At 69.1% G+C, this 25,930-nt stretch carries 29 protein-coding genes; 16 read left to right on the top strand and 13 right to left on the bottom strand.

The annotated features are described in order from the left end of the window. The first annotated feature begins 37 nt into the window (after window positions 1–37). From BHQ18_RS15605 to BHQ18_RS15575, 7 genes are all read left to right on the top strand, one after another. Complete coding sequence (locus BHQ18_RS15605; RefSeq protein WP_069414525.1) at window positions 38–1,252, top strand: sensor histidine kinase; 1,215 nt, start codon at window positions 38–40, stop codon at window positions 1,250–1,252. Next, complete coding sequence (locus BHQ18_RS15600; protein WP_069414524.1) at window positions 1,249–2,013, top strand: LytR/AlgR family response regulator transcription factor; 765 nt, start codon at window positions 1,249–1,251, stop codon at window positions 2,011–2,013. The genes BHQ18_RS15605 and BHQ18_RS15600 overlap by 4 nt, the downstream gene beginning before the upstream one ends. Next, window positions 2,006–2,380, top strand: coding sequence for a hypothetical protein (locus tag BHQ18_RS15595; RefSeq protein ID WP_069414523.1), 375 nt, complete (start codon window positions 2,006–2,008; stop codon window positions 2,378–2,380). The genes BHQ18_RS15600 and BHQ18_RS15595 overlap by 8 nt, the downstream gene beginning before the upstream one ends. Further along, window positions 2,377–4,116, top strand: coding sequence for a sodium/solute symporter (locus BHQ18_RS15590; RefSeq protein WP_069414522.1), 1,740 nt, complete (start codon window positions 2,377–2,379; stop codon window positions 4,114–4,116). Before BHQ18_RS15595 ends, BHQ18_RS15590 begins: the two co-directional genes overlap by 4 nt. 241 nt (window positions 4,117–4,357) lie before the next feature. Then, a complete protein-coding gene (locus tag BHQ18_RS15585; protein ID WP_069414521.1) occupies window positions 4,358–4,708 on the top strand; it encodes a DUF485 domain-containing protein in 351 nt (116 codons plus the stop codon). Beyond that, window positions 4,705–6,339 carry a monocarboxylic acid transporter gene (locus tag BHQ18_RS15580; RefSeq protein ID WP_069414520.1) on the top strand — a complete coding sequence of 545 codons (1,635 nt, stop codon included), beginning with the start codon at window positions 4,705–4,707 and terminating at the stop codon, window positions 6,337–6,339. Before BHQ18_RS15585 ends, BHQ18_RS15580 begins: the two co-directional genes overlap by 4 nt. Window positions 6,340–6,428: 89 nt before the next feature. Continuing rightward, window positions 6,429–7,625, top strand: a complete 1,197-nt coding sequence (locus tag BHQ18_RS15575; RefSeq protein ID WP_069414519.1) for an MFS transporter — start codon at window positions 6,429–6,431, stop codon at window positions 7,623–7,625. Here the strand turns inward: BHQ18_RS15575 and BHQ18_RS29595 are convergent. After that, window positions 7,622–7,792, bottom strand: a complete 171-nt coding sequence (locus BHQ18_RS29595) for a DUF5302 domain-containing protein (protein WP_109789304.1) — start codon at window positions 7,790–7,792, stop codon at window positions 7,622–7,624. The two genes, BHQ18_RS15575 and BHQ18_RS29595, sit on opposite strands and share 4 nt — an antisense overlap. Before the next feature lie 15 nt (window positions 7,793–7,807). Next, entirely contained in the window at window positions 7,808–8,251 is a 444-nt protein-coding gene (locus BHQ18_RS15570) for a PPOX class F420-dependent oxidoreductase (RefSeq protein WP_069414574.1), read from the bottom strand. Between the two features lie 30 nt (window positions 8,252–8,281). Between BHQ18_RS15570 and BHQ18_RS15565 the strand changes: the two genes are divergently transcribed. From BHQ18_RS15565 to BHQ18_RS15555, 3 genes are all read left to right on the top strand, one after another. Next, window positions 8,282–9,112, top strand: a complete 831-nt coding sequence (locus BHQ18_RS15565; RefSeq protein WP_069414518.1) for a class I SAM-dependent methyltransferase — start codon at window positions 8,282–8,284, stop codon at window positions 9,110–9,112. Further along, window positions 9,109–9,624: a DUF1697 domain-containing protein gene (locus BHQ18_RS15560; protein WP_069414517.1), complete on the top strand. Its 516-nt coding sequence runs from the start codon at window positions 9,109–9,111 to the stop codon at window positions 9,622–9,624. Before BHQ18_RS15565 ends, BHQ18_RS15560 begins: the two co-directional genes overlap by 4 nt. 73 nt (window positions 9,625–9,697) lie before the next feature. Then, window positions 9,698–10,474 (top strand): class I SAM-dependent methyltransferase, encoded by a 777-nt coding sequence (locus BHQ18_RS15555; RefSeq protein ID WP_084294098.1) that lies wholly within the window; start codon window positions 9,698–9,700, stop codon window positions 10,472–10,474. Here BHQ18_RS15555 and BHQ18_RS15550 read toward each other — a convergent pair. Continuing rightward, window positions 10,471–10,836 (bottom strand): Rv1152 family transcriptional regulator, encoded by a 366-nt coding sequence (locus tag BHQ18_RS15550; protein ID WP_069414515.1) that lies wholly within the window; start codon window positions 10,834–10,836, stop codon window positions 10,471–10,473. The genes BHQ18_RS15555 and BHQ18_RS15550 overlap by 4 nt on opposite strands. A 36-nt stretch (window positions 10,837–10,872) precedes the next feature. Between BHQ18_RS15550 and BHQ18_RS15545 the strand changes: the two genes are divergently transcribed. Next, window positions 10,873–11,586: an NAD-dependent deacylase gene (locus BHQ18_RS15545; protein ID WP_084294090.1), complete on the top strand. Its 714-nt coding sequence runs from the start codon at window positions 10,873–10,875 to the stop codon at window positions 11,584–11,586. 6 nt (window positions 11,587–11,592) lie between these two features. Here the strand turns inward: BHQ18_RS15545 and BHQ18_RS15540 are convergent, their stop codons facing one another. The 4 genes from BHQ18_RS15540 to BHQ18_RS15525 form a co-directional block, all read right to left on the bottom strand. Next, complete coding sequence (locus tag BHQ18_RS15540) at window positions 11,593–12,765, bottom strand: ABC transporter substrate-binding protein (protein ID WP_234794193.1); 1,173 nt, start codon at window positions 12,763–12,765, stop codon at window positions 11,593–11,595. A gap of 78 nt (window positions 12,766–12,843) precedes the next feature. Continuing rightward, window positions 12,844–13,497 (bottom strand): class I SAM-dependent methyltransferase, encoded by a 654-nt coding sequence (locus BHQ18_RS15535; protein WP_069414512.1) that lies wholly within the window; start codon window positions 13,495–13,497, stop codon window positions 12,844–12,846. Then, window positions 13,478–14,167: a TetR/AcrR family transcriptional regulator gene (locus BHQ18_RS15530; protein ID WP_069414511.1), complete on the bottom strand. Its 690-nt coding sequence runs from the start codon at window positions 14,165–14,167 to the stop codon at window positions 13,478–13,480. The genes BHQ18_RS15535 and BHQ18_RS15530 overlap by 20 nt, the downstream gene beginning before the upstream one ends. Then, a complete protein-coding gene (locus BHQ18_RS15525) occupies window positions 14,167–16,389 on the bottom strand; it encodes an MMPL family transporter (protein WP_069414510.1) in 2,223 nt (740 codons plus the stop codon). The genes BHQ18_RS15530 and BHQ18_RS15525 overlap by 1 nt, the downstream gene beginning before the upstream one ends. A gap of 124 nt (window positions 16,390–16,513) precedes the next feature. On the opposite strand from BHQ18_RS15525, the gene BHQ18_RS15520 reads away from it, so the two are divergent. Beyond that, the gene (locus tag BHQ18_RS15520) at window positions 16,514–17,071 is read left to right on the top strand and encodes a DoxX family protein (RefSeq protein WP_069414509.1); all 558 of its coding nucleotides are present in this window, start codon (window positions 16,514–16,516) and stop codon (window positions 17,069–17,071) included. Between the two features lie 115 nt (window positions 17,072–17,186). Next, window positions 17,187–17,318, top strand: coding sequence for a hypothetical protein (locus BHQ18_RS30765; protein WP_109789303.1), 132 nt, complete (start codon window positions 17,187–17,189; stop codon window positions 17,316–17,318). A gap of 85 nt (window positions 17,319–17,403) precedes the next feature. Here BHQ18_RS30765 and BHQ18_RS15515 read toward each other — a convergent pair whose 3' ends face one another. From BHQ18_RS15515 to BHQ18_RS15505, 3 genes are read right to left on the bottom strand one after another with little or no spacing between them, the layout of a single operon-like run. After that, on the bottom strand, window positions 17,404–18,402 hold the full coding sequence (locus tag BHQ18_RS15515) for an NAD(P)H-dependent flavin oxidoreductase (RefSeq protein ID WP_069414508.1): 999 nt from the start codon (window positions 18,400–18,402) through the stop codon (window positions 17,404–17,406). Window positions 18,403–18,407: 5 nt separating this feature from the next. Then, window positions 18,408–19,160 (bottom strand): 3-hydroxyacyl-CoA dehydrogenase, encoded by a 753-nt coding sequence (locus BHQ18_RS15510; protein ID WP_069414507.1) that lies wholly within the window; start codon window positions 19,158–19,160, stop codon window positions 18,408–18,410. 17 nt (window positions 19,161–19,177) lie between these two features. Next, window positions 19,178–20,269: a CaiB/BaiF CoA transferase family protein gene (locus tag BHQ18_RS15505; RefSeq protein WP_069414573.1), complete on the bottom strand. Its 1,092-nt coding sequence runs from the start codon at window positions 20,267–20,269 to the stop codon at window positions 19,178–19,180. Between the two features lie 90 nt (window positions 20,270–20,359). Between BHQ18_RS15505 and BHQ18_RS15500 the strand changes: the two genes are divergently transcribed. Together BHQ18_RS15500 and tet(V) are read left to right on the top strand one after the other, a co-directional pair. Continuing rightward, window positions 20,360–21,178, top strand: coding sequence for an enoyl-CoA hydratase (locus BHQ18_RS15500; protein WP_069414506.1), 819 nt, complete (start codon window positions 20,360–20,362; stop codon window positions 21,176–21,178). A gap of 144 nt (window positions 21,179–21,322) precedes the next feature. Next, on the top strand, window positions 21,323–22,576 hold the full coding sequence (gene tet(V), locus BHQ18_RS15495; protein ID WP_205866117.1) for a tetracycline efflux MFS transporter Tet(V): 1,254 nt from the start codon (window positions 21,323–21,325) through the stop codon (window positions 22,574–22,576). Here tet(V) and BHQ18_RS15490 read toward each other — a convergent pair. Genes BHQ18_RS15490 through BHQ18_RS15480 form a run of 3 tightly spaced genes read right to left on the bottom strand, consistent with a single transcriptional unit; the run spans window position 22,573 to window position 24,998 of the window. Further along, window positions 22,573–23,286 (bottom strand): CPBP family intramembrane glutamic endopeptidase, encoded by a 714-nt coding sequence (locus BHQ18_RS15490; RefSeq protein WP_069414504.1) that lies wholly within the window; start codon window positions 23,284–23,286, stop codon window positions 22,573–22,575. The genes tet(V) and BHQ18_RS15490 overlap by 4 nt on opposite strands. Continuing rightward, complete coding sequence (locus tag BHQ18_RS15485) at window positions 23,283–24,431, bottom strand: NAD(P)H-binding protein (protein WP_069414503.1); 1,149 nt, start codon at window positions 24,429–24,431, stop codon at window positions 23,283–23,285. Before BHQ18_RS15485 ends, BHQ18_RS15490 begins: the two co-directional genes overlap by 4 nt. Before the next feature lie 42 nt (window positions 24,432–24,473). After that, entirely contained in the window at window positions 24,474–24,998 is a 525-nt protein-coding gene (locus BHQ18_RS15480) for a gamma carbonic anhydrase family protein (protein WP_069414572.1), read from the bottom strand. A 167-nt stretch (window positions 24,999–25,165) separates the two neighbouring features. Between BHQ18_RS15480 and BHQ18_RS15475 the strand changes: the two genes are divergently transcribed. Then, a complete protein-coding gene (locus BHQ18_RS15475) occupies window positions 25,166–25,924 on the top strand; it encodes a fasciclin domain-containing protein (RefSeq protein WP_069414502.1) in 759 nt (252 codons plus the stop codon). The last annotated feature ends 6 nt before the right edge of the window (window positions 25,925–25,930 follow it).

Below are 25,930 nucleotides of genomic sequence, written 5' to 3'. Positions count from 1 at the left end.
GCCAGTTTAAGCGGGGCCCGTTTAAGGTGAGCCCATCATGTCGGGCGAGCTCGCTCTGGTTCTGGCGGCGGCGCTGATCGTTGCCGCGGTCGCCGCCGCCGTCGTCGCGGTGCGCACCCGCCGCGTGGTGGCCACCCCGACCGAGCGCGCCGTGCACGCGGCGCTGCACACCGCCTCGCTCGCCGCCCGCGCGCTGCGCCAGGGCCTGGACACCGATTCGGCCGAAACCGCCGCGCCGTTCCTGCGCGGGCTGACCGGCACCGAGGGTGTCGCCGTGTACGGCGGCGACGGCGGGCTGCTGGCCCACGACCCCCCCGACGGCGCGCTGTGGTCCGACGATGTGCTCGACGCGTGCGAAGGCGCCGCCGGCGAGGCGATCTCCGGTGAACGCCGCACGCTCACCCACGTCAGGGCGTGGGCCGTCGTCGCGCAACCGCTGTTCACCGAGGGCAGCGAGGTCGTCGGCGTGCTCGTCGTCGTCACCACCCGCTCCCCCGCGCCCGGCCTGCTCGGCGCCGTCGGCGAGGTGGCCCGCTACGCGGCCAGCCAGATCGAACTCGCCGAACTCGACGCCTCCCGCGCGCGCCTGGACCGCGCCGAGGTCCTCGCGCTGCGCGCGCAGATCAGCCCGCACTTCATCTACAACGCGCTCAACACGATCGCGTCGTTCGTGCGCACCGACCCCGACCGGGCGCGCGAGCTGATCCTCGAGTTCGCCGACTTCACCCGCTACTCATTCCGCGCGGCGGGGCAGTACACCACGCTGTCGGACGAGTTGCGCAACATCGACCGCTACCTGACGCTGGAACGCGCGCGCTTCGGTGAAGCGCTGAAGGTCAAACTGCAAGTCGCGCCGGAGGTACTCAACGTCGTAGTGCCGTTCTTGGCGCTGCAGCCGTTGGTGGAGAACGCCGTCCGGCACGGCCTCGCCGGCCGCGGCGGCGGGGAGATCGAGATCATCGCCCGCGACGAAGGGGCGGACTGTGTGATCACTGTCGAGGACGACGGCGTCGGAATGGATCCGGAGATGCTGCGCGCCGGGCCGGGTGATGCGCTGGCCGACGGCTCCTCCACTGCCCAGGGCCATTCCGCGCACGTGGGGCTGACCAATGTCGATCATCGGCTGCGCGCGGCGTTCGGCAACGATTACGGTCTGGTGGTCGAGACGGCGATCGACGCGGGCACCCGGGTGGTGATGCGGGTGCCCAAGTTCCGGTCGGGCGTGCGGGCCAGCGGAGGTGCGTTCGGGTGAGCAGGTTATCGGTGCTTGCGGTCGACGACGAAGCACCCGCCCTCGACGAACTCGCGTATCTGCTCGAGCGACACAGCGACATCGACGACGTCCTGCGTTGCGGTGACGCCACCTCGGCGCTGCGCGAACTCAACCGCCGAGCCTTCGACGCGATCTTCCTCGACATCAACATGCCCGGCCTGTCGGGCATCGAACTGGCCAATGTGCTGGCCAACTTCTCCCATCGGCCCGCCGTCGTGTTCGTCACCGCGCACGACGACAAGGCGGTCGCCGCCTTCGACGTCGGCGCGCTGGACTACCTGCTCAAGCCGATCCGCCAGGAGCGCCTCGACGAGGCGGTGCGCCGGGTGCTGGCCGCACGCACCGTCGAACCGGCCGAGACCCCCACCGACGACGACGTGATCCCCGCCGAACTCGGCGGCGTCACCCACCTGGTGCCGCGCGACACCATCGGCTGGGTGGAAGCCGAGGGCGACTACGCGCGGCTGCATTCCGCGTCCGGCTCGCACCTGGTGCGAATCCCGTTGAGCACCCTGGAAACCCGCTGGCGCGACAAGGGTTTCCAGCGGGTGCACCGGTCCTATCTCGTCGCACTGCGCATGGTCACCGGGCTGCGCACCAGCGACGGCGCGGTGCTGGTGCGGTTACGCGCCAACGGCGCCTCCCCCGCCGTCGAACTTCCGGTCAGCCGGCGCCAGGCCCGCGAGCTGCGCGACCGCGTGGTGCGCGACCCGATGCGCAACCTGAGGCCCGATGACTGAGCCGGGCCGCCCGCAACGCCAGCGCGTCGTCCTTGGCCAGCGCCGCGGCGCCCGGATGGTCCGCACCCGGGTGGAGGTGCAGGAGCAGACGCAGGTCGGTGACGCGCTGGTGCGGGGGTTGGTGCGCGCGCAGCTGGGTCTGGCGCTGCGACTGGCCGTGGTGGTGGTCTGCGTCGTCGTCGCGATCCCGTTGCTGAACGCGGCTTTTCCCGATCTGGCAGCGATCACGGTGGTCGGTGTGCGGCTGAACTGGTTGGTCATGGGTGTGCTGGTCTATCCCCTGCTCTACGGCGTCGGCCGGCTGTACGTGCGGCTGGCCGAGCAGGCCGAACGGGACTTCGTCGGCGTCGTCGACAGCGAACCATGACCGGATCCCCGCTGACGGCCGCCGCGCTGCTCGTGGCCGCGGTGGCCACCGTCGCGATCGGCTTCTACGGCGTCCGGCTCTCCCGCACCACCTCGGACTTCCTGGTGGCCTCCCGCAGCGTCGGTCCCCGCTGGAACGCGGCCGCGATCTCCGGTGAATACCTCTCGGCTGCATCGTTTCTCGGCGTCGCCGGCCTGATCGCCAAATACGGCGCCGACGCGCTGTGGTACCCGGTCGGGTTCACCGCGGGCTATCTCGGGTTGCTGCTGTTCGTCGCGGCGCCGCTGCGGCGCTCCGGCGCGTACACGGTGCCCGACTTCGCGGAGTTCCGCCTCGGTTCGGCGCGGCTGCGCAAGGTCGCGATGCTCGTCGTCGTGGTGATCTGCGTGTTCTACCTGGTGCCGCAGTACCAGGGCGCCGGGTTGGCACTCAAAACGCTTCTGCGCGTCCCGGTTTGGGTCGGACCGCTGGTGGTCGGCGCAATCGTGATCGCCAACGTGGTGGCCGGCGGGATGCGCTCGATCACGTTCGTCCAGGCCTTCCAGTACTGGCTGAAGTTGACCGCCGTCGCGATCCCCGCGCTCGCGCTGCTCGGGTTGTTCTTCACCGACCGCGGCGAACTCGGCGGGCCGCTGCCGCCGACGGTCGCCCAGCAGACGACGGTGGCCATCGAGACCGACGTCGTGGTGCAGGTCGACAACCCGGCGGGTATCACGGTCACCGGCACCGTGAACGGCAACCCGGTTGACGCACAGCCGATCCCGTCGCCCGGAAAGCACACGCTCGGCGCCGGATCGACGCTGACCCTGACCGCCGGATCGGCCACCCCGGTGGTGGCCGGCGCCCCGACCACCGGCACCGAGTGGATCGCCTCGGGCGGCGGACTCGGCGGCCCCCACCCCCTCTACCAGGTGCTGTCGATCATCGTCGCGACGTTCCTGGGCACCATGGGTCTGCCGCACGTGCTGGTGCGTTTCTACACCAACCCCGACGGCCGCCAGGCCCGGCGCACCGCGCTGGCGGTGATCATGCTGCTGTCGTTGTTCTATCTGTTCCCCACGCTTCTCGGTGCGTTCGCCCGGCTGTACGTACCGCAGCTGCTGATCACCGGAAACGCCGACGCCGCAGTGCTGCTCGCGCCGGGATCGGCGATCGGCGGTGCGGCCGGTGAACTGCTGGCCGCGCTGGTGGCCGCCGGCGCGATCGCCGCGTTCCTGGCGACGTCGTCGGGCCTGCTGGTCAGCATCGCCGGTGCCCTGTCGACCGACGTGCTGCGCGGACGGGTGCGCGACTTCCGCGTCGCCGCGATCGTCGGCGGGCTTATCCCGATCCCGCTGTCGCTGGCGACCTCGGGCGGTCTGGAGTTGTCGCGCAGTGTCGGGTTGGCGTTCGCCGTCGCGGCGTCCACGCTGTGTCCGCTGCTGGTGCTGGGCATCTGGTGGCGCGGGCTGACGGTGATCGGCGCCGTCTCCGGCCTGGCGGTCGGCGGGCTGCTGTCCGGCACGGCGGTGACGCTCGCGGTCACCGGGGCGATCGACGAGGAGGCGGTCGGCGGATGGCCCGCGGTGATGATCGGCTATCCCGCCGCCGTCACCGTTCCGGTCGCGTTCGCCACGATGATCGTGATCAGCCGGCTGACGCGCGGGTCCACCCCCGCGGGCGTCGCGCAGATCTTCGCCCGCATGCACGTGCCCGAACGCCTCGGGATGGGCATCGAGCGCCTGCCACGGAGCTGATTTTTTTTCCGGCGAGCAGACGCAAAGTGACCACTTTCTGCGCCGTTTCAGGGCAGTTTGCGTCTGCTCGCCAGAGAAAGGCGACTCACGACTCACCGCTCACCGCTCATCGTCGTCGATCGACCGTTCACCGCACCGCTGCCGGACTTCAGCGCGTGGACCCTCCCAGCTGTGGGTATGTGACCCACATCTCTTCTAACTTCTGCAGTTGAGCCGTTCACATCCGAGTCAGGAGTCCGCGATGCCCCAACTAGACATGCCGCACCGGGACACCCCGGTCAGCGGCGCCGAGTTCCGGGCCGTACAGGCCAGTCCCGAGTTTCAGGAGCTGCGCAGCCGGCTGCGCCGCTTCGTGTTCCCGATGAGCGCGGTGTTCCTGATCTGGTACGCCGCCTACGTCATCCTCGGCGCGTTCGCCCACGAGTTCATGGCGATCCCGGTGTGGGGCAACATCAACGTCGGCCTGCTGATCGGCCTCGGCCAGTTCGTCTCGACGTTCGTCATCACCGCCATCTACGTCCGCTTCGCCAACCGTGAGCTCGACCCGCGGGCCGAGGCGATCCGCAACAAGCTCGAAGGCGGTGCGGAATGACCACGCTTCTGGCCCAGGCCGACACCACCGTCGGCAACCCGATCGCCAACATCGGCATCTTCGCGCTGTTCGTCGCGGTCACCCTCTACATCGTGATCCGCGCCAGCAAGAAGAACGCGACGGCCGCGGAGTTCTTCACTGCAGGCCGCTCGTTCACCGGCCCGCAGAACGGCATCGCGATCTCGGGTGACTACCTGTCGGCGGCCAGCTTCCTGGGCATCGCCGGCGCCATCGCCGTCTACGGCTATGACGGCTTCCTCTACTCCATCGGCTTCCTGGTGGCCTGGCTGGTCGCCCTGCTGCTGGTCGCCGAATTGCTGCGCAACGCAGGCAAATTCACGATGGCCGACGTGCTGAGCTTCCGGCTCAAACAACGTCCGGTGCGGATGGCCGCGGCCACCACGACGCTGGCGGTCTGCCTGTTCTACCTGCTCGCGCAGATGGCGGGCGCCGGCGGCCTGGTCGCGCTGCTACTCAACGTCACCAGCGACGCCGGCCAGGCCCTGGTGATCGCGGTGGTGGGTCTGCTGATGATCGTCTACGTGCTGATCGGCGGCATGAAGGGCACCACCTGGGTGCAGATCATCAAGGCGGTGCTGCTGATCGGCGGCGCGGCGCTGATGACGGTGTGGGTGCTCGGCAAGTTCGGCGCCAACTTCTCCGAGATCCTCGGCGCCGCCCAGTCGGCGGTCTCCGGGTCGAGCAACGAAGCTGTCGCCGGCCGCGACGTCCTCGCCCCCGGCGCCCAGTACGGTGCGTCGCTCACCTCGCAGATCAACTTCATCTCGCTGGCGCTGGCACTGGTGCTCGGCACCGCGGGCCTGCCGCACGTGTTGATGCGCTTCTACACGGTGCCGACGGCCAAGGAGGCCCGCCGCTCGGTGGTCTGGGCGATCGTGCTGATCGGCGCGTTCTACCTGTTCACCCTCGCGCTCGGATACGGTGCGGCCGCGCTCGTCGGCCCCGACACGATCCTGGCCGCACCCGGCGGGCAGAACGCGGCGGCCCCGCTGCTGGCGTTCGAACTCGGCGGCGTGATCCTGCTCGGCATCATCTCGGCGGTGGCGTTCGCGACGATTCTCGCGGTCGTCGCGGGCCTGACCATCACCGCGGCGACGTCGTTCGCGCACGACATCTACGCCAGCGTGCTCAAGAGCGATCGGGTCTCCGAGAGCGAGCAGGTGCGGGTCTCGCGGATCACCGTGGTGGTGCTCGGTGTGCTCTCGATCGGCCTGGGCATCCTGGCGGCCGAGCAGAACATCGCGTTCCTGGTGGCGCTGGCGTTCGCGGTGGCCGCCGCAGCCAACCTGCCGACCATCATCTACTCGCTGTACTGGCCGCGGTTCAACACCCGCGGCGCGCTGTGGAGCATGTACGGCGGGCTGATCTCGACGATCGTGCTGATCGTGTTCTCCCCGGCGGTGTCGGGCACCAAGACCGCGATGCTCTCGAGCGTCGACTTCGCCTGGTTCCCGCTGGCCAACCCCGGCATCGTGTCGATCCCGCTGGCGTTCCTGCTCGGCATCATCGGCACGCTGAGCTCCCCGGACCGCGGCGATCCCGACATCAACGCCGAGTTCGAGGTCCGCTCGCTCACCGGTGTCGGCGCCGAGAAGGCCGTCGCTCACTAGTTCACCGCCGCGAAACTGTATTCCAGCAGGCAAAGTCCGAGTGACCGCCTGCTGGAATACAGTTTCGCGGCAGGAAGTTGCACCTCGACATGTCTGAGGCCCCCACGATCGCCCGCCCGAACACCCGCGTGGCGTTCCCGCTGCTGGCCTACGCCTTCGCCGCGATCATGCTCGGCACCACGATGCCGACGCCGATGTACGCGCTCTACGGCGAGCAGATGAACTTCCAGGTGTTCACCACCACGATCGTCTACGCCGCCTACGCGGGCGGCGTGCTGTTCGCGCTGCTGGCGTTCGGCCGGTGGTCCGACGCGATCGGACGGCGTCCGATGCTGCTCGCCGGGGTGGTGGCCGCGCTGATCAGCGGCGCGGTGTTCCTCGCGGCGGACTCGGTGCCGCTGCTGCTCGTCGCCCGGATGTTCTCGGGGCTCTCGGCAGGCATCTTCACCGGCACCGCGACCGCGGCGATCGTCGAGGCCGCCCCGCCGCACTGGCGCAGCAGGGCCGCCGCCGTGGCCACCGTCGCCAACATCGGCGGTCTCGGCGCGGGTCCGATGGTGGCCGGCGTGCTCGTGGAGTACGCGCCGCACCCACTGCACCTGAGCTTCGTCGTGCATCTGGTGCTGGCCGTTCTCGCGGGGGCGGCCGTGCTGCTGGTGCCGGAGACGTCCCCGCGGTCGGGCCGGATCGCCGTGCAGCGGTTGTCGGTGCCGCAGCAGGTGCGACCGGTGTTCATCCTCGCCGGCATCGCCGGGTTCGCGGGATTCGCGGTGACGGGACTGTTCGCGGCGGTGGCGCCGTCGTTCGTCGTCGACGTCGTCGGAATCGACAACCACGCCGTCGCCGGGCTGATCGCCGGTTCGGTGTTCGCCGCGTCCGCGCTGACCCAGGTGGTCACCAACACGATGGCCCCACAGCGCGCGTTGGCGATCGGCTGCGCGATCCTGGTCGCCGGGATGGTGATTCTCGCTGGCGGACTGCAGTTCTCGTCGTTGATCGGGCTGATCGCGGCAGCGGTTGTGTCCGGCGCCGGTCAAGGTATGAGCTTCAGCCGGGGCCTGGCCGCCATCTCCGAGGGCTGCCCGGCCGAACGCCGAGCCGAGGTCAACTCCACCTATTTCGTCATCGGCTACGTGGCGATCTCGGTGCCGGTGGTCGGCGTCGGGTTGGCCGCCCAGCAGTGGGGGCTGCGCGCCGCGGGGGTCAGTTTCGCGGTGGGCGTGGCCGTACTCGCGGCGATCTGTCTGGCGGCGATCCTGGTCCGCGAGCGGCGGCCGGCGGCTTAGCCGCTCTTGCGCCGGAACTCCCGCCGGTTCTCGACCGGTCCGTGCGCGCGCGGCTGCTTGGCGCCGCCGTCCTTGTGGTCACCGCCGCCGGCCGCCTTGGCGTTCTTGCGCTCCAGCGCTTCCCGGAACTTGCGCTTGGTGTCGTCTTCCGGTGCATCCGATGCCATGACGGCAGCGTAGCTCTAACGTCTACCCGGCGGCATCCCATATACGTGAGAGATCGCCAGCGTCATCACCACCCGCCGGTCGTCGACCATCGCGCGGCGGTAGTCGTCCCAGTCCGGATGTTCCCCGGCGATGTTGCGGTACAACGCGATCAGCGCTTCCACGGTGTCGTCGTCGGGCGCGGCGGCCGGCGGGGTGAGCACGGCGTCGCCCTCGGCGACCGCGTACGCCCAGCCGTCGTCGGAGCTCACGTGGATCGAGGCGCGCGGATCGCGCCGCAGGTTGCGGGTCTTGGCGCGCGGTTCGGTGATCGACACCGCAATGGTCAGCGCCCGCGGGTCGAAGTAGTACGACACGTTCGACAGCTGCGGTCGGCCGTCGCGTTTGATCGTCGCCAGGACACCCAGCGAGTTCCCGCCGATCAGCGCGAGCAGCATGTCGTCGAACACGTGGCGTCCCATGTCGAAAGCGTACGTCTCTAGCATCGACATGTGACCGAACTGATCGACGGCGATGTTCTCGACGGCGTCTCCGCCACCACCCTGTGGACGCTGCACAACCGGGCCAGCGAGGCCAAACGCTCCGACGGCGTGATCCGCGACCCATGGGCGGTCACGCTGTTCGACTCGATCCGCTACGACTACCGCAAGTTCGGCAAACCCAACCAGTCCCACGCGCTGCGCGCCGTCGGCTTCGATACCGCCACCCGCCGGTACCTCGCCGCGCATCCGCAGGCGGAGGTGGTCGCGCTGGCCGAGGGTCTGCAGACCAGCTTCTGGCGCCTCGAGCGGGCGGACGCACTTCGCGAAGTCACCTGGTATTCAATCGATCTTCCGCCGGTCATGGAACTGCGACGCAAACTGCTGCCGCGGGAGGACCGCGTCGTCGAACTCGCGCAGTCCGCCCTGGACCGCAGCTGGATGGATCAGGTCGACGGCTCCGAAGGCGTGTTCATCACCGCCGAGGGTCTGCTGATGTACCTCGACCCCGACGAGGCCCTCGACCTGATCCGCGACTGCGCGGCGCGCTTCCCCGGCGGTGCGATGATGTTCGACTCGATCCCCCGATGGTTCAGCGTGCGCACCGTGCAGGGCAAGCTCAAGCTCTCCGACCGCTACACCACACCGCCGATGCCGTTCGCGCTGTCGCCGGACGACGCCGTGGCCCTGGCCGGCCGCATCCCCGGGGTGCGCGCCGCCCACGACATACCGATGCCGCCGGGGCGCGGCATGTACAAACTGTTGGCCAACCCGATGTGGGACGCCGTCGGCGTGCTGCGCCGCGGCCGGCCCAGCCTCACCCTGCTGGAGTTCGCGCCGTGACCCGGTATGCGGTCCTCCTGCGCGGCGTCAACGTCGGCGGCGTGAACCTCAAGATGGCGGAGGTCGCTTCGACGTTCGAGTCCGCCGGATTCACCGGTGTACGAACGATTCTCGCCAGCGGCAACGTACTGCTCGACAGCCGGAAAGACACCGCGGCGGTGCGCGACACGGCGCAGAAGGCCCTGCGCGAGACCTTCGGCTACGACGCCTGGGTGCTGGTGTACCCCCTCGATGTGGTGGCGGCGATCTCGGCGGCGTTCCCGTTCGAGCGCGAGGTCGACGGTCACCACTCCTACGTGACGTTCGTGTCCGACGAGCAGGTGCTCGACGAACTCGCCGCGCTGCCCGAGGGCGCGCACGAGAAGATCGCACGCGGCGACGGCGTCATCTACTGGCAGGTGCCGCGGTCGGCGACGCTCGCCACGACGATCGGCAAGACCATGGGCAAGAAGCGGTACAAGTCGGCGACCACCACCCGCAACCTGCGCACAGTGGACAAACTGCTGCGCTAGTACCCTCGCGTTCGTGAACTCCACGCCCAAGGTCGACGGCAGCGCGCTCAGCGGAGTCTCCGAGACCGCGCTGATGACGCTGCAGGTCCGCGCGACCGAGGCCCGCCGCCCCGACGCCCTGATCGAGGACCCCATGGCGATCCGACTCGCCGACTCCATCGACTTCGACTACTCCAAGTTCGGGCCCTCACGCCGCCAGGACATGGCGGTGCGCGCGAAGGCGTTCGACAAGGAGACGCGACGCTACCTCGGCGATCACCCGCGCGCGACGGTGGTGGCGCTCGCCGAGGGCCTGCAGACCAGCTTCTACCGGCTCGACGCCTCCGATGTCGGACACGAATTCCGTTGGCTCACCGTTGACCTGCCGCCGATGGTGGAGTTGCGCCGAAAGCTGCTGCCCGCCTCGGACCGGGTGCGGATGCTCGCCCAGTCGGCGCTGGACTACAGCTGGATGGATCAGGTCGACGCCGAGGACGGCGTCTTCATCACCGCCGAGGGGCTGCTGATGTACCTGCAGCCGCACGAGGCGTTGGGGTTGATCACCGAGTGCGCACGCCGGTTCCCCGGCGGTGCGATGATGTTCGACCTGCCGCCGGCGTGGTTCGCCCGGCTGATCACCAAGGGCCTGCTGCGGCCGTCGCTGAGCTACCGGGTCCCGCCGATGCCGTTCTCGATGACCCCGTCGCAGGTCGCCAACCTCGTCAACGAGGTGCCCGGGATCCGCGCCGTGCACGATGTGCCGCTGCCGCCCGGCCGCGGCGCGGCGGTCAACGCCGTGCTGTGGACGATTCAGCGGATACCGCTGTTCGACCCCGTCCGGCCGGTGTTCACGCTGCTCGAGTTCGGCTAGTCGAAAGCCGCTTCGACGTAGCGCAGCGCCTCGGCCTTGTCGATCCCCAGCGACTTGGCCGCCGACACGTACGTGTGCGCGGCGGCGGCCATCGCCTCGTCGGCCGGATCCGCCCGCGCGATGAACGTCCCGAACCGGCCGCGTGTCTCGACGATGCCCGCGGTCTCGAGCTCCCGGTACGCCCGCGCGACGGTGTTCACCGCCAGCCCGAGCTGACCGGCGAGCTCGCGCACGGTCGGCAGCCGGGTGCCCGGCGGCAGCCGCCCGTCGCGCACGCCGTCGATGATCTGCGTCCGGAGCTGGTCGAACAAGGCGCCTGACGTGCGCTGATCGATACGTACCCAATCCCCCAAGTTGGCCACGTGCTAAGTATTACGCAGAGCCGCTAGTTTGGTCATGTGCAAGTAGCTGTCCTCAGCGGCGCGGGTATCTCCGCCGAGAGCGGCGTGCCCACGTTCCGGGACGCCGAGACCGGGCTGTGGGCCAAGGTCGACCCCTACGAGATCTCCAGCTCGGACGGTTGGCGGGCGCACCCCGAACGGGTGTGGGCGTGGTACCTGTGGCGTCACTACATGATGAGCGCGGTGGAACCCAACAACGGCCACCGCGCGGTCGCCGCCTGGCAGGACTACGCCGACGTGCACGTCGTCACCCAGAACGTCGACAACCTGCACGAACGCGCGGGCAGCAGGAAGGTCTACCACCTTCACGGCAGCCTGTTCGAATTCCGTTGCGACGTCTGCCATTCGAACTTCGAGGGCGATCTGCCGGAGATGCCCGAGCCGGTGGAGGCCGTCGACCCGCCGCACTGCGTGTGCGGCGGGATGATCCGGCCCAGCGTGGTGTGGTTCGGCGAGGCTCTTCCCGAGGACGCATGGCAGCGTTCAGTCGAAGCGGTCACCGGAGCCGATCTCGTCGTCGTGGTCGGCACCTCGTCGATCGTCTACCCCGCGGCCGGGTTACCGGAGTTCGCTCTGTCGAATGGCATTCCGGTCATCGAGGTCAACCCCGAACCGACCCCGCTGTCGGATTCGGCGACGGTGTCGCTGCGCGAATCCGCCGCCACCGCGCTGCCCACCCTGCTGCAACGCCTGCCCGCACTTCTGGACTGAGCCGGGTCAGCCGCGCGAGCGGCGCCAGAAGTCGTCCCACGCGGTCTTGCTGCGGTAGTCGCTGACGAGGTCGGCGCTGGGGAACGGCGCCATCTGGTCCAGGAAGTCCTTGACGTTGGACGGGTCGTCCGGTGCGGGTATCTGGGAGTTCGCGGAGGGCTTGCCGTCGGCGAGTTGAGTTCCGAAGCCCTCTTCGGTCAGCATGTAGTGGATGTAGAGCTTGGCGGCGTTGGGGCTGTCGGTCTTCGCGGCGTACGCGATCGCCGACGGGAACGATTGCAGCGCCCACGGTTTCATGCCGTCGCACAGAGCCAGGTGGTAGCCCTTCTGCGCGTTGTTGCGGAACTTGGCCATCGAGACGGGGCCGAAGCTCGGGTTCTGCTGGTCGGGGCCGCCGACAGCTTCGGAGACTTCCTCGTCGTTCTGGGTGAGCCTGGGATTGTTCTGCGCGAAACGCCGGACCCACTCGTGGGCGGCATCGGGCTGATCGGTGACCAGCTCCGTCCCGTAGTGCTCCCGGTAGGCGCCGCGCAGCGCGGCGTCGTCGTTGAGCGCCATCGAGTTGAACCAGTAGGGGTACTTAGCGTTGCTGAGCGGATCGGCCATCGCGACGCGTCCGTCGAACTGGTCGTCGGTGAGCTGCCAGATGTTGGACACCGGACAGCTTGGGTAGGTCTGGCTGTTGTAGACCCAGCCCATCGGGCCGTAGTGAACGATCAGCGGGTTCTGGTCCTCGGGTTTGATCGAGCCCTTCATGTCCCCGGGCACCCAGTTGACGAGCACGCCCGGACCCAGCAGCTCGACGGCGTACGCCGGAAGGTCCTCGTTGATGACGACGTCGCCGATGACGTTGCCGGACCGGTTCTCCTCCAGCACTTTCCCGATGGCCCCGAGCTCGACCTTCACCCCGGTGGCCTCCAACCCGTACTTCGCGGCGAAGCCCTTGGCGGTGTCCACGACCTTGGTGGTCTGGTCGTAGACCGTGATGCCGGGTTCGGTGCGGGCGGCGGCGATCAACGCGTCGAGGTCGAAACCCGCCGGATCCTCGTCGGGCTGGGGCGCCGCCGGCACGGGGTCGGCGTTGACCAGGGCCGGCGGCGCGCACACCGACAGCAGAAGCGCGATGCCCACGGCGGCAAGCGATTTGGGGATGGTCAAAAGCGTTGCCTGTCTCGCCACATGTAGTCCTCAGATCGGCAACGGACTGTCGGACTACCGTTGAATATTGACGGACACTACAGAGCCGCGTCGCGCGTGTCAGTCGATATGCGGATCCGCGGGCCGCACGGCGCGGCCGATCGCGACTTCGGCCACCGGCAGCGGCGCCCATCGCGGCATCGTCCACTCCCGCCTCGCGTCGGCCACCTCGAAGCCCGCGGCCACGATGCTGTCCTCGGTGTGCCGGTGGGTGTGGCAGTTCCCGAGCAGTCGGGGCCACACCGTGGCGTCGGCGATCCGCTGCAGTCGGGCGCGGGCACCGGAGCCGGCGATGTGCTCGAGATAGCGCAGTTCGCCACCGGGCCGCAGCAGGGAGAGCAGTTGCCGCAGAACATTTTCGGGGTCTTCGACCGAGCACAGCACCAGCGAGCAGACCACCGCGTCGAACGGCTGATTGCCTGCCGCCATGAACTGCTCGACGGTGTCGGTGCGCACGGTGACCGGCACCCGTGCCGTCGCGGCCGCCTGCTGTGCCTGTTCGGCGAGCCGGCGCTCGGGTTCGACGGCGACCACCTCGCTGACCGTGTCGGGGTAGAACTCGAAGTTGGTTCCGGTTCCGGCACCGACTTCGAGCACCCGGCCGGTCAGCCCGGCGAGGTTCTGGCGGCGCAACTCGCGGATGGCGTCGGTCTCGTGGGCGGACATCACCGTCCACAGCCGCGCGAAAAACGGGTTATCGACTGTGTTCGACACCGAGCAGTCCCTTCAATCGTGAAACGGTTTCCGGCGGCGCCGCCTCCGGGTCGAGCGCGCCCATCGTGATCTGCCCCAGGCACACCGCGCGAAGCACGCGGTCGGCGAAGTCCTCGACGTCGCCCCACGGCAGATACGGTTTGGAGATCAACATCGCGGCCACCCCGTGCGCGACGGTCATCAACTCCAGTGCGGTGGCGGTCGGATCCCCCGGCGGGTAGATTCCCTCGGCCATCAGTTTCTCGACCGCGGCACGCAGGTGCACGAACGCCGAGCTGTTCAGCGCCACGTCGACGTCGCTGCCCGGCCGGCTCTCCCCCATCGCCGCAATGCGGTACAGCTGAGGGGTTTTCATCGCGAACCGCACGTAGGCCAACCCCTGGGCGCGCAGCACCTCGATGGTCGACGGCTGAACGGCCGCCACGCTCTGCATCTCCTCGTCGAGCTTCTCGAAGTACCGTGCGCACACCGCGTCCAGCAGGGCGTCCTTGTCGGCGAAGTGCAGGTAGATCGACGGCGGGGTCACCCCGACCCGCTGCGCCACCGACCGGATCGACACGTCCTTGGCGTTGCCGGTCTCCAACAGCAGCGACGTGGTCGCGTCGAGGATCTCGTCGCGCAGCTGCTCGCCGGACCCGCGCGGGGCCCGCCGTCGCTTGAAGTCCTTCATCACTCGCTGATCCCGATCCGCGCGTGCAGCCGGGCCAGCGGCCGGGGAGCCCACCAGTTCCACCGGCCGAGGAGATGCATGAACGCAGGCACCAGTGCCATACGCACCAGTGTGGCATCGGCGAGAACCGCCAGCGTCAACCCGACGCCGAACATCCGCATGAACGACACCTCCGCGGTGATCAGCGCGGCGAACGAGATCGACATCAACAGCGCCGCCGCGGTCACCACGCGGCCGGTCCGGGCCAGGCCGAGCGCGACGCTCTCGTCGTTGCGTTGCTGCGGGGTGGCGTCCGTGCCCTGCGACGACAACCAGTACTCGCGGATCCGCGACACCAGGAACACCTCGTAGTCCATCGACAGCCCGAACGCGATGCAGAACAGCAGCACCGGCATGTTCGCCACCAGGGTGCCGGTCGGTGTCGTGCCCAGCGCTCCCAGGTGGCCCTCCTGGAAGATCCAGACCAGTGCGCCGAACGCGGCCGCCAGCGATAAGACGTTGAGCACCAACGCCTTCAGCGGTAGCACGACGCTGCCGGTGAGCAGGAACAGCAGCACGAAGGTGATGGCCGCGATCACCGCCAGCACCGCAGGCAGCCGCGAGGTGATCGACGAGGAGCTGTCGCGGTTGATCTGCGCGACGCCGGTCACCTGCGCATCGACCCCGCCGGGGGTGGCCACCGCGTGGAGCTGGTCGAGTTGACCTTCGGAGGCGTCGCTGAACAGCGGCGCGGTGCTGGCCACCGTCAGGAACGCGCTGCCGTCCCTGGCGCCGGTCGGCGCCGACGGTGGGCCGACGCGCTGTCCGTCGGCGAATGTGCCGCCGGGCGCCGACACCGACGACACGTCGCTCACCTCCGACAGATCGGCGGCGTAGCGGTCGAGCTCGGCGGGAGTCACCCCGCCCGTGTCGGGCAACACGACCGTCGCGTTCTGCGCGGAGTCGACGGCGAAGCCGGTCCGCAGCTGGTCACCGATCTGGCGCGCCGACGCCGACGTGGGCAGCACGCGGTCGTCGGGGAATCCCCATTTGGCGCCGAGGAACGGGGCGCCGAGCAGGAGCAGCAGCGCGACGATCAGCACCCCGATCGGAATCGCCCGCCGCATCACGTATTTGGTGCAGCGGTACCAGAACGTCTGCTCGGCCGGCTTGCGCACGGGTTCGGGCCTGCCGAGCACGCGACGGATCAGCCGCCGCACGTCCAGGGAGTCCAACCGGTCGCCGAGCAGCACGATCGCCGCGGGTGCCACCACCACGGCGGCAACGGCCGCGAACGTCACCACCGCGATCCCGGCGTAGGCGAACGACTTGAGGAAGTACATCGGGAACAGCACCATCGCGGCCATCGACAGCGCGACGGTCAGCGCCGAGAACAGCACGGTGCGTCCGGCGGTGGCCATGGTGCGCAGCAGCGCGCGCTCGCGATCGGCGCCGCCGGCCAGCTCGTCGCGGTACCGGCTGATGATCAGCAGCGTGTAGTCGATCGCCAGGGCCAGCCCCATCGCGACGCTCAGGTTCAGCGCGAAGATCGACACGTCGGTGACCATGGTGACCGCCCGCAGCACGGCCATCGACCCGAGGATCGCGAAGCCGCCGATCGCCAGCGGCAGCGCGGCCGCCAGCAGCCCGCCGAACACCCAGACCAGCGCGACGAAGCTCAGCGGAATCGCGATCGCCTCCATCCGCAGGAGGTCTCGTTCGCTCTGCCCGTTGATCTGCACGTAGGTCATCGCCTCACCGCCCGCGCGCACGGTGACTCCGTCGCGGTCGTGCACGAGCCGCTGCGTCAGTTCCTTGGCGTGCGCCTGCGCACCGCTCTCACCACCGGTGATGCCCGCGACGATCAGGCCGGTCTTACCGTCCTCGCTGATCATCGCGGGCGCGGCGGGCGGCGGCGCGGTCCAGGCGGAGGTGACCTGCACGACGTGCGGGGAGGCGGCGAGTTCGTCGGCCAGCTCGGTGCCGACCGCCCGCGCCGCCGGGCTGCGGGCCCCGTCGGCGGCGGTGACGCTGATGATCAGTTCCATGTCGCCCTGACCGAACTTGTCCACCAGCAGCTGGCTGGCCCGCGCGGATTCCGACGTCGGGTCCTGGAACCCGCCGGCGGAGAGGTGCCTGGCAACCGGGACGCCGAAGACGCCGCAGGCCACCATCACCAGCAGCGCGACTGCGATGATGCGCCGCGGCGCCGCGATGGCCAGGCTCGCTATCCGTTGCAGCACACCGCGTCCTCCGCTCAGTCGGGATAACGGCGCTAACTTAACAATGGTAAGCGGACAGCGCCAGACGCAGCCCTTGGGAAAAACCTGTCGATGAGTTGTGCGGTCTCTGCTAGTCGTAAACATCATGACTGCGCCAGACACGACCAGTGCCACCCTCCCGCTCACGCCGACGCGCGACGGGGCGGCCGATATCGGCCTGCTGATCCTGCGCATCGGCGTCGGGGCGGCGATCCTGCAGGCCGGCCTGATCAAGGCCTTCGACTTCAGCACCACGGTCGGCTTCATGGAGCAGGCCGGGTGGCGGCTGCCCGGCCTGGCCGCGGCCATGGTGACCAGCGCCGAGACGCTCGGCGGGCTGGGCCTGATCCTCGGCGCGCTGACGCCGTTGGCGGCGTTCGCGGTGATCGCGGCGATGGTCGACGCGTGGGCGGTCAACGTCTCGGGCGCGGCGTTCTGGTCCGAGCCGTTCAACGTGCCGTTTCTGATCGGCCTGGGCGCCACCGGGCTGTTGTTCCTCGGCGCGGGCGCCTATTCACTCGACGCGAAGGTGCTGGGCCGAACCCGCTGGGGCACGCGCATCGCGGTCGGACTGCTGATCGCCGCGGTAGCCGCCGCGATCCTCACCTGGGTGGCGCTGCTGGGCACCAACCCGATCCACTTCAGCCCGCCCGCCCAGCCCTGACCAGCAAAATCCTTACCGGCGGGTAATAACAGACCCTACCGGGCGGTAAGAATTGCCACAGTATTCCGAACCGTGACTCAAAGATTCCTTAAACGAGACCCCTACTGTCGAGTACATGTGGATCGACGACACCAGTGCAGATGTCATCAAGGTTGATTTCGAGGCGCTCTACCACGGCGATGTCCTGGTCGAGGGTGACACCTCCGAACAGCTCGACGACGAGCCCACCCTGCGCAAGGCCGTATAGACAAAACGCGCGCCCGTAGGCGCGCGTTCGTCTCGGCGAGTTTGCCCGGCGCGGGCGCTTTCACGATGCCCCGTGCGCCGAACCGTTACGCCACGTTCTCTTCTTCCTCGTTCGCGATCATGTCGGCCAGCCGGCCGCCGATGAGCTGTTCGGCCTCGTCGACCATCCGCGCAACCAGCTCGCCGACCGTCGGGATGTCGTTGATGAGGCCCATCGAGGCGCCCACCGACCAGATGCCGGCGTCGAGGTCCCCGGTCTCGTAGACCTTCACCCCGCGCGATCCCGCGACCAGATCCTTGACGTCCTCGAACTGACCGCCCCGGTTCAGGATCTCGACCACCTCACGCGACACCGCGTTGCTGGCCACCCGGGCCGTATTGCGCAGCGGCCGGAAGATCAGCTCGGTGTCGAGCTCGGTGCCCGCGACGATCGCCTCCTTGACCTTCTGGTGGATCGCCGACTCGACGGTGCACATGAACCGCGAGCCCATGTTGATGCCGTCGGCGCCCAGCGCCAGCGCCGCGACCAGACCGCGCGCATCGGCGAAACCGCCCGAGGCGATCAGCGGGATCTCGATCTTGTCCGCCGCCGCGGGGATCAGCACCAGGCCCGGGATGTCGTCCTCACCCGGATGCCCCGCGCACTCGAAACCGTCGATGCTGATGCCGTCGACCCCGAGGCTCTGCGCCTTGACCGCGTGCCGCACCGACGTGCACTTGTGCAGCACCTTGATCCCGTTGTCGTGGAACATCGGCAGGTGCGGCGCCGGGTTGGAGCCCGCGGTCTCGACGATCTTAATGCCGGAGTCGACGATGACCTTGCGGTACTCGTCGTACGGCGGCGGGTTGATCGTCGGCAGGATCGTCAGGTTGACCCCGAACGGCTTGTCCGTCAGGTCGCGGCAGCGTGCGATCTCGTTGGCCAGATCCGCCGGCGTCGGCTGCGTCAGCGCGGTGATGAACCCGAGCGCACCCGAATTCGCCACGGCGGCAACGAGTTCCGCGCGACCAACCCACTGCATACCGCCCTGGACAATCGGGTGCTCGATCCCGAAGGTCTCGGTGAACTTCGTCCTGATGCTCATCGCTGCTACCTCGGCGCCATCCGGATCGCGCCGTCCAGACGGATGACCTCACCATTGAGCATCGGGTTCTCCACGATGTGGGTAGCCAGGAAGCCGTACTCGTCGGGATCACCGAGCCGCGCCGGATGCGGCACCTGCTTGCCCAGCGAAGCCTGCGCCTCCTCGGGCAGCGAACCCAGCAGCGGGGTCTTGAACAGCCCCGGCGCGATGGTGCAGACCCGGATCAGCTCGCGCGACAGGTCACGCGCGATCGGCAGCGTCATACCGACCACGCCGCCCTTGGAGGCCGAGTACGCGGCCTGGCCGATCTGGCCCTCGAACGCCGCGACGGACGCGGTGTTGATGATGACGCCGCGCTCACCGTTGATGGGCTCGGTCTTGGCGATCCGCTCGGCGCTCAACCGCAGCACGTTGAACGTGCCGATCAGGTTGACCTCGATGACCTTCTTGAACCCGTCGAGCGGGAACGGGCCGTCCTTGCTCAGCGTCTTGATCGCGTTGCCGATGCCCGCGCAGTTGACGTTGATCCGCAGCGGGCCCATCTTCTCCGCGGCGTCCAGCGCGGCGCTGACCGCGGCCTCATCGGTCACGTTGGTCTCGACGAACTGGGCGCGGTCGCCGAGTTCTTTGACCGCGTCCGCACCCTTGAGGTCGATGACGACCACCGAGGCGCCCTTGTCGAGCAGCCGCTTGGTGGTGGCCAGGCCGAGGCCCGATGCACCGCCGGTGACGACCGCTACGGCGTCCTTGATCTCCACTTGTCGTGTTCCTTTCTCTAGGTCCAGTCTCGGATGACGGCTTCGGTGTCGGCGCCGGCTTCCCCGGGCGGCGTCGGCGCCGGCGGCACGCTGCGCGAGAACCGCGGCGCGGGCATCGGCTGCAGGTGGTCGCCGTCGCGGTAGAAGGTGTTGCGCTCGGTGACGTGCGGTTCGGTTTCGACTTCGGAGAACGACAGCACCGGCGTCACGCACGCGTCGGTGCCGTTGAACACCGACGCCCAGTGGTCGCGGTCCTTGGATGCGATCACCTCGGTGAACCGGGCCCGCAGTTCCGGCCAGCGGCCCATGTCGTTCTGGTCGGGCAGGTCCTCGTTCTCGATCCCGAGACCCTTGAGGAACTGCGCGTAGAACTGCGGCTCGATGCAGCCGACCGCGATGTGCCGGCCGTCGGCGCAGGTGTAGGTGTCGTAGTAGGGCGCCCCGCCGTCGAGGATGTTGACCCCGCGCTTGTCGGTCCACAGCCCGTCCTGCAGGAAGCTCCAGATCATCTGCGCCAGCACGCTGGAGCCGTCGATCATCGCGGCGTCGACCACCTGGCCCTTGCCGGAGGTCTGCCGCTCGAACAGCGCCGAGAGGATGCCGACGAGCAGGAACATCGACCCTCCGCCGAAGTCGCCGGTCAGGTTCAGCGGCGGCACCGGCCGCTCCCCCGCGCGCCCTATCGAATGCAGCACACCGTTGAGCGAGATGTAGTTGATGTCGTGGCCGGCCTGCAGCGCGCGCGGTCCGGTCTGACCCCAGCCGGTCATGCGGCCGTAGATCAGCCGCTCGTTGACCTTCGCGCAGTCCTCCGGGCCCAGCCCGAGCCGCTCGGTGACGCCCGGGCGCAGCCCCTCGATCAGCACGTCGGCCTTGGCGACCAACTGCAGCACCAGCCTGCGGCCCTCGTCGCTCTTGAGGTCGGCAGCCACCGAACGCCGGTTGCGCAGGGTGGCTTCGCGTTTACTGGTGGGAACACCACCGAGCTTGCCCGGCCGTTCGATACGGACGACGTCCGCGCCGAGGTCACCGAGAATCATCGCGGCGTGCGGCCCGGGGCCGATGCTCGCGAGTTCGATGACCCGCAGTCCGTCCAGTGGTCCCGCCATACCTTCAGCCGCCTTCCGTTCGACGAACGCCATCGATCGCCGACAAAGCTTACTTGTCTAACCAAGTCGCTTATCCCTAGGGTTCTGGTCATGACATCCCTGGACGCGGACGCCCCCACCTACGCCGCCATCGACGATCTCACCGTCGAACTCGCCGACGGCGTGCTGTCGGTGACGCTGAACCGGCCCGACAGCCTGAACTCGTTGACCAAGGACATGCTCGACGGCGTCGGCGAGGTGCTCGAGACCGCGGCGTCGGACAAGCGGGTCAAGGTGGTGCGTCTGGCCGGTGCGGGGCGCGGGTTCTGTTCGGGGGCCGGGATCAGCGACGACGACCAGGACCAGAAGACCGCCAACGGACCGGCTTCGGTGCTCGACGCCGCCAACCGCGCGGTCCGCTCGATCGTCAACCTCCCCCAGCCCGTGGTCGCGGCGGTGCACGGCCCGGCGGCCGGCGTCGGCGTCTCGTTGGCCCTGGCCGCCGATGTGGTGCTGGCCTCCGACGACGCCTACTTCATGCTGGCGTTCACCAAGATCGGGCTGATGCCCGACGGCGGCGCCTCGGCGTTGGTGGCGGCGGCGATCGGCCGGATCCGCGCGACCCGCATGGCCCTTCTGGCCGAACGCATCTCGGCCACCGAGGCATACGACTGGGGTCTGGTGACCGCGATGTATCCGGCCGCCGAGTTCGACGCCGGGGTGGCCAAGGTGATCGACACGCTGAAGAATGGTCCGGCCGTCGCGCTGCGCAGGACCAAACACGCGATCAACGCCGCCACGCTGACCGAGATCGAACCCGCGCTCGAACGCGAACGCGAAGGCCAGCTGTCGCTGCTGACCTCCCCGGACTTCATCGAGGGCATCACCGCTTTCCAGCAGCGCCGGCCCGCGAAGTTCTCCGACTTCTAAGGTCCCGTTCTTCTCGCGAGCAGACATAGAATCGCGCGTTTTGGCGGCAAACAGCGCGATTCTGCGTCTGCTCGCGGTGGGAAAATTCGGTGGACGCGGCCGCGACAGGTCGGCGACCATCTGTGGGTGAGTACGCAATTCGAGATCCCGGTACGCGACGCCGGTCGATGGCGTGTACTCGCACCGTTCCGGTTCCGCGAGTACCGCCTGCTGATCGCGGCGGTCACGCTGTCGATCTTCGCCGACGGCATGTTCGCGGTTGTGCTGGCGCTGCAGGTCATCGAACTCAACAACGACCCGGTGTCGCTGTCGCTGGTGACCACCTGCTTCGGCGCCGCGCTGGTCGCGTTCGTCCTGGTGGGCGGGATCACCGCCGACCGGTTCCCGCAGCGCGCCATCATCATCGCCGTCCAGACGGTCAACGTTTTCGCCTCGTCGGCGATCGCGGCGCTGGGAATGCTTGGCGCCCTGCAGATCTGGCACCTGGCGGTGGGTGCGGCGGCACTGGGCGCAGCGGCGGCGTTCTTCTTCCCCGCCTACAGCGCGATCCTGCCGCGGATCCTGCCGCCGGAGCAGTTGCTGGCCGCCAACGGTGTCGAAGGTGTGGTGCGGCCGGTGTTTCAGCGCGCCGTCGGCCCTGCCGTCGCCGGTGTCGTGATCGGCGCGACGTTCCCCGCGCTGGGCGCAACGGTCGTCGCGGTCCTGTTCGCGCTCGGCCTGACGATGCTGCTCGCGACGCGTCGCACCCTGAAACCGGCTGAGCCCGAACATCGCTCGCACGTCCTGCGGGATCTGCGCGACGGCTTCGCGTTCGTCGCGCGGACCCCGTGGCTGCTGTGGACGCTGTTGTTCGCCAGCATGTTCGTGTTGGTGGTTTTGGGACCGATCGAGGTGCTGCTGCCGTTCATCGCCAAGGACCGCTTCGCCGACGGCGCCCGGATGTACGGCTTCATCCTCGCGTTCTTCGGCCTGGGCAGCGCCGTGGGTGCACTCGCGGTGTCGTCGAGGCGCATGCCGCGCCGCTACCTGACGGTGATGATGGCGATGTGGGGCCTGGGCGCGGCGCCGTTGGCGGTGTTCGGGTTCACCTCGTCGTTCGCGCTGATGGCGGTGGCGACGTTCGTCATCGGCGTCACCGACGGTGCGGGCATGGTCATCTGGGGCACGCTGCTGCAGCGGCGGGTACCGACCTCGATGCTGGGACGGGTTTCGAGCCTGGACTTCTTCGTGTCGCTGGCGTTCATGCCGGTGTCGTTCGCGATCGTGGGTCCGCTGTCGAAAGTCGTTTCGATGCAGACGATTTTCCTGGTCGCGGCTATCGCCCCGGTGATCGTGGCGGCGCTGGCGATGTGGGCGGCCGGGATGCGCCGCGACGAGATCGCCAATCCGCTCGACTAGTAGACGCCGAACATCGGTGGCAGCGCCAGCACCATCGCCAGACCCCAGAAGAAGTGGGTCAGCATCGGCGCGAGGATGCCGCCGGTGACCCGGCGCTCGAACGCGCAGATGGTGCCGAGGATGATCGCGGCGAACCCCAGCATCGGGTTGCCGGTGGTGGCCGCGGTCGCGATCACGTAGAAGATCGTCGAGATGAGCACCGGTTTGACCGTGCCCAGCGCGGTGTACAGCGCGCCGCGGAAGAACATCTCTTCGGCCAGGCCGTTGATCACGGTGATGAACGCGACCAGCGCCAGCGGCCCGTAGTCGGCGTATTCCAGTACCCGCGTGATGTATTCGCGCACACCGGGGATCTCGCGGGCGATCAGCCCGCCGACGACGAACACCGCCGACAGCAGCAGACCGATTGCGGTTCCGGTGATCACCGGCCGCTGGTTGCGGCCGCGGAACCGGATGCAGCCCATGTGCAGCGGGCCCGATGCGAACGCGCCGAGTGCCCACACGCCGGCCAGCGCCAGCGTCAACCAGTAGAACGACGCGTCACCGGGTGGGCGGGTCAGCGAATACCCAAGCAGCGCAGCACCGATCACCAACACGACCGCGACCACGATGCGGCGGCGCCGCACGACGCCCGGCGGTTCGTGACGCGGAATCGGGCACGCGCTGACGATCTCGCGCGCCTCGGCGAGCACCTGCCGGGCCTGCGTCATGCCGGGGTGCCCTTCGGCAACAGGTGCAGGACGGTGTCGAGGCCGGTGCGCACCGCGCCGGCCACCGGTCCGGGGACCGCGCCGATCAGCCCGAGCGCGGGCCGGGCGATGCCGGGCGTGACCGTGCCCGCGAGGTGGCGGATGCGCAGGATGTCCCCGCCGGCCCAGTCGGGATCGGTGTCGGCGAGGTGGTGCATGTCGGTGAGCTCGTCGACGGGCCGTCGGCTGCGGCTGCCGAGCGCCCGGGTGATCGCCTCCTCGATGCCGACCAGCCCGCCGGGCGGGTCGGGAACGAGCTCCCGCAGCCGCGCCTCCGAGGCCATCATCGGATGGTCCAGCGACTGCACCAGGTCAGCGGCCAGCCCGCCCGGCACCGGCAGGACCGCCGCTGTCACCAGCGACACCAGTCCGGTGTCGACGCCGTTGACGGGCACCTCGGCCCGCCACTTGCCTGCGATGCGCGCGTAGGTGCGCAGCAGATCGCCGTACGACGTGGTCTCGGCGCCGGTGATGTCGTAGGACCCGGCGGGCACGCGGTCCCCGTCGGCCGCGGCGACGAGGTAGTGCAGCACGTCGCAGATCGAGATCGGGTCGAGCGGGTTGGCCGACCACGACGGCATCGGGATGACCAGGAACCGGTCGCCGACGTACCGCAGCATCTCGAACGACGTCGACCCGGCGCCGATGATGATCGCCGCGCCCAGCCAGACCACGTCGGGCCCGCCGTCGATGTGCAGCGCCTCGGCCACTTCGGCGCGGCTGGCCAGATGCTCGGAGAGGTCGCCGCCGTCGGGTACGAACCCGCCCAGGTACACGATGCGACGCACTCCGGCGTCCTTCGCGGCGCGGGCCACGTTGGCCGCCGCCCGGTTGTCGGCGTCGCGGAAGTCGGGCTGGCCGATCCCGTGGACCAGGTAATACAGCACGTCCACCGGGCCGGCGTCGGCCAGCGCCGACCGTGCCGACGCCTCGTCGTGGGCGTCGAGCGCGACGGCCGAGACGCGGTCACGCCAGCCGAAGTCGGCCAGCCGGTTGGGGTTTCGGCTCGCGGCCACGACGTCGTGGCCCTCGGTGAGCAGGGCGGTGACGAGCCGGGAGCCGACGTAACCGGTCGCGCCGGTCACCAGGGTGCGCACGTTCTTCACGGTACGGCTGTACCCGGATCGACCCGGGGAGAATCCGGCGGGTCAGGACGCCGCGCCGCGGTGCACGTCGATCAGGTGCTGATAGGCCTGCGCGTTGAACCGGTTGTGAGCAACCTCATCGTCGCTCAGCTCGCGCCGGACCTTGCCCGGCACGCCCGCGACCAGTGACCGCGGCGGCACCACGAAGCCCTGCGGCACCACCGCGCCGGCCGCGACCAGCGAGCCTTCGCCGATCGTCGCGCCGTTGAGGACCACCGCACCCATGCCGATCAGCGCACCGTCGGAGATCGTGCAGCCGTGCAGCACCACGTTGTGCCCGACGGTGACGTCGGCGCCGAGGCGGACCGGGAAGCCGGGGTCGACGTGGACGGTGACGCCGTCCTGGATGTTGGACCCGGCGCCGATCTCGATCGGCTCGGCCTCGGCGCGCAGCGTCGCGCCGTACCAGACGCTGGCCCGCGCGCCGAGCGACACGCGGCCGATGAGGGCGGCGTTGGGTGCCACCCAGGCGTCGGTGTGCAGCTCGGGGCGGTGACCTCCGACGGAGACGATCAACGGCTCAGGCATGCGCGCCATCGTATGACCTCGCCTTTCTTGCGGTTGCGGGGCTGTGTGGGCAGGTTCGCAAAGCGCAGGTCAGCGAGCCGCGGCGGGCGTCGGCCGAGGTGGTGACTTTGGCAGTCGCCGACCAGTGCCCTTACCATGCGAGGCGACCTTGACTTGAGGAGCCGTACGTGAAGACCCGCACCAGCAAAGCAATCGGCGCTGCCGCCGGTATCACCGCGATCGCCCTGTCGGTGCCGTTCGCCGTCACCGCCTACGCGGAGCCGCCCGTGCCCGAGCAGCCGACGCAGCCGACCTCGACCGCGACGCCCGAGATCCCCAACCCCGAGGGTTCGGGCTGCGACGCGTTCAAGGAGGCCGTGCCGAACTGGAAGGCGCTCAACGAGCTGCCGGTCGGCCAGGCGCTGCAGAGCATCCCCGAGGCGAGCACGTTCTACTCGGCCATCTCCGGCGGGTTCAACCCCGCGGTGAACGTGGTCCCGGTGCTGGAGAACGGCCCGTACGTGGTGTTCGCGCCGACGGACGAGGCGTTCGCCGCGCTGCCGCCCGCGCAGCTCGACGCGCTGAAGGCCGACCCAGCGGCGCTCACCGACTTCGACTACTACCACGTGTTCCTCGGAATCCTCGGACCCAAGGACCTCGAAGGGCAGCGGCCCACGCAGCAGGGCGCGGAGATCAAGGTGACCGGCGAGAACGCCGACATCAAGATCAACGACACCGCCAAGGTGGTGTGCGGCGGGATTCAGGCCGCCAACGCCCGCATCTACCTGATCGACACGGTGCTCGACGTCAACGCCGCGCCGGATGCGATCACCCCGACGGGCACGTCGACCACGGAGACCAGCACCACCGAGACGCCCGCCGAGGCACCGGCCGAAGCACCCGGGACGACCGAGCCGATGCCGGCCGCCGACGCGCCGATCGGCTGATCTCGC

The sequence above is a fragment of the Mycolicibacterium flavescens genome (genome assembly GCF_001722335.1).
GTDB lineage: Bacteria > Actinomycetota > Actinomycetes > Mycobacteriales > Mycobacteriaceae > Mycobacterium > Mycobacterium flavescens.
This window is presented reverse-complemented; position numbering and strand designations above follow the sequence as displayed.

Excerpts from the sequence above, each read along its gene's own strand:
- BHQ18_RS15515 (WP_069414508.1), bottom strand. The coding sequence starts at position 18,402 with ATGAGCATCAGGACGAAGTTCACCGAGACCTTCGGGATCGAGCACCCG.
- BHQ18_RS15490 (WP_069414504.1), bottom strand. The coding sequence starts at position 23,286 with ATGACGCAGGCCCGGCAGGTGCTCGCCGAGGCGCGCGAGATCGTCAGC.
- BHQ18_RS15580 (WP_069414520.1), top strand. The coding sequence starts at position 4,705 with ATGACCACGCTTCTGGCCCAGGCCGACACCACCGTCGGCAACCCGATC.
- BHQ18_RS15500 (WP_069414506.1), top strand. The coding sequence starts at position 20,360 with ATGACATCCCTGGACGCGGACGCCCCCACCTACGCCGCCATCGACGAT.
- BHQ18_RS15595 (WP_069414523.1), top strand. The coding sequence starts at position 2,006 with ATGACTGAGCCGGGCCGCCCGCAACGCCAGCGCGTCGTCCTTGGCCAG.
- BHQ18_RS15555 (WP_084294098.1), top strand. The coding sequence starts at position 9,698 with ATGACGCTGCAGGTCCGCGCGACCGAGGCCCGCCGCCCCGACGCCCTG.
- BHQ18_RS15530 (WP_069414511.1), bottom strand. The coding sequence starts at position 14,167 with ATGAAGGACTTCAAGCGACGGCGGGCCCCGCGCGGGTCCGGCGAGCAG.
- BHQ18_RS15585 (WP_069414521.1), top strand. The coding sequence starts at position 4,358 with ATGCCCCAACTAGACATGCCGCACCGGGACACCCCGGTCAGCGGCGCC.
- BHQ18_RS29595 (WP_109789304.1), bottom strand. The coding sequence starts at position 7,792 with ATGGCATCGGATGCACCGGAAGACGACACCAAGCGCAAGTTCCGGGAA.
- BHQ18_RS15590 (WP_069414522.1), top strand. The coding sequence starts at position 2,377 with ATGACCGGATCCCCGCTGACGGCCGCCGCGCTGCTCGTGGCCGCGGTG.
- BHQ18_RS15575 (WP_069414519.1), top strand. The coding sequence starts at position 6,429 with ATGTCTGAGGCCCCCACGATCGCCCGCCCGAACACCCGCGTGGCGTTC.
- BHQ18_RS15570 (WP_069414574.1), bottom strand. The coding sequence starts at position 8,251 with ATGGGACGCCACGTGTTCGACGACATGCTGCTCGCGCTGATCGGCGGG.
- BHQ18_RS15605 (WP_069414525.1), top strand. The coding sequence starts at position 38 with ATGTCGGGCGAGCTCGCTCTGGTTCTGGCGGCGGCGCTGATCGTTGCC.
- BHQ18_RS30765 (WP_109789303.1), top strand. The coding sequence starts at position 17,187 with ATGTGGATCGACGACACCAGTGCAGATGTCATCAAGGTTGATTTCGAG.
- BHQ18_RS15520 (WP_069414509.1), top strand. The coding sequence starts at position 16,514 with ATGACTGCGCCAGACACGACCAGTGCCACCCTCCCGCTCACGCCGACG.
- BHQ18_RS15505 (WP_069414573.1), bottom strand. The coding sequence starts at position 20,269 with ATGGCGGGACCACTGGACGGACTGCGGGTCATCGAACTCGCGAGCATC.
- BHQ18_RS15480 (WP_069414572.1), bottom strand. The coding sequence starts at position 24,998 with ATGCCTGAGCCGTTGATCGTCTCCGTCGGAGGTCACCGCCCCGAGCTG.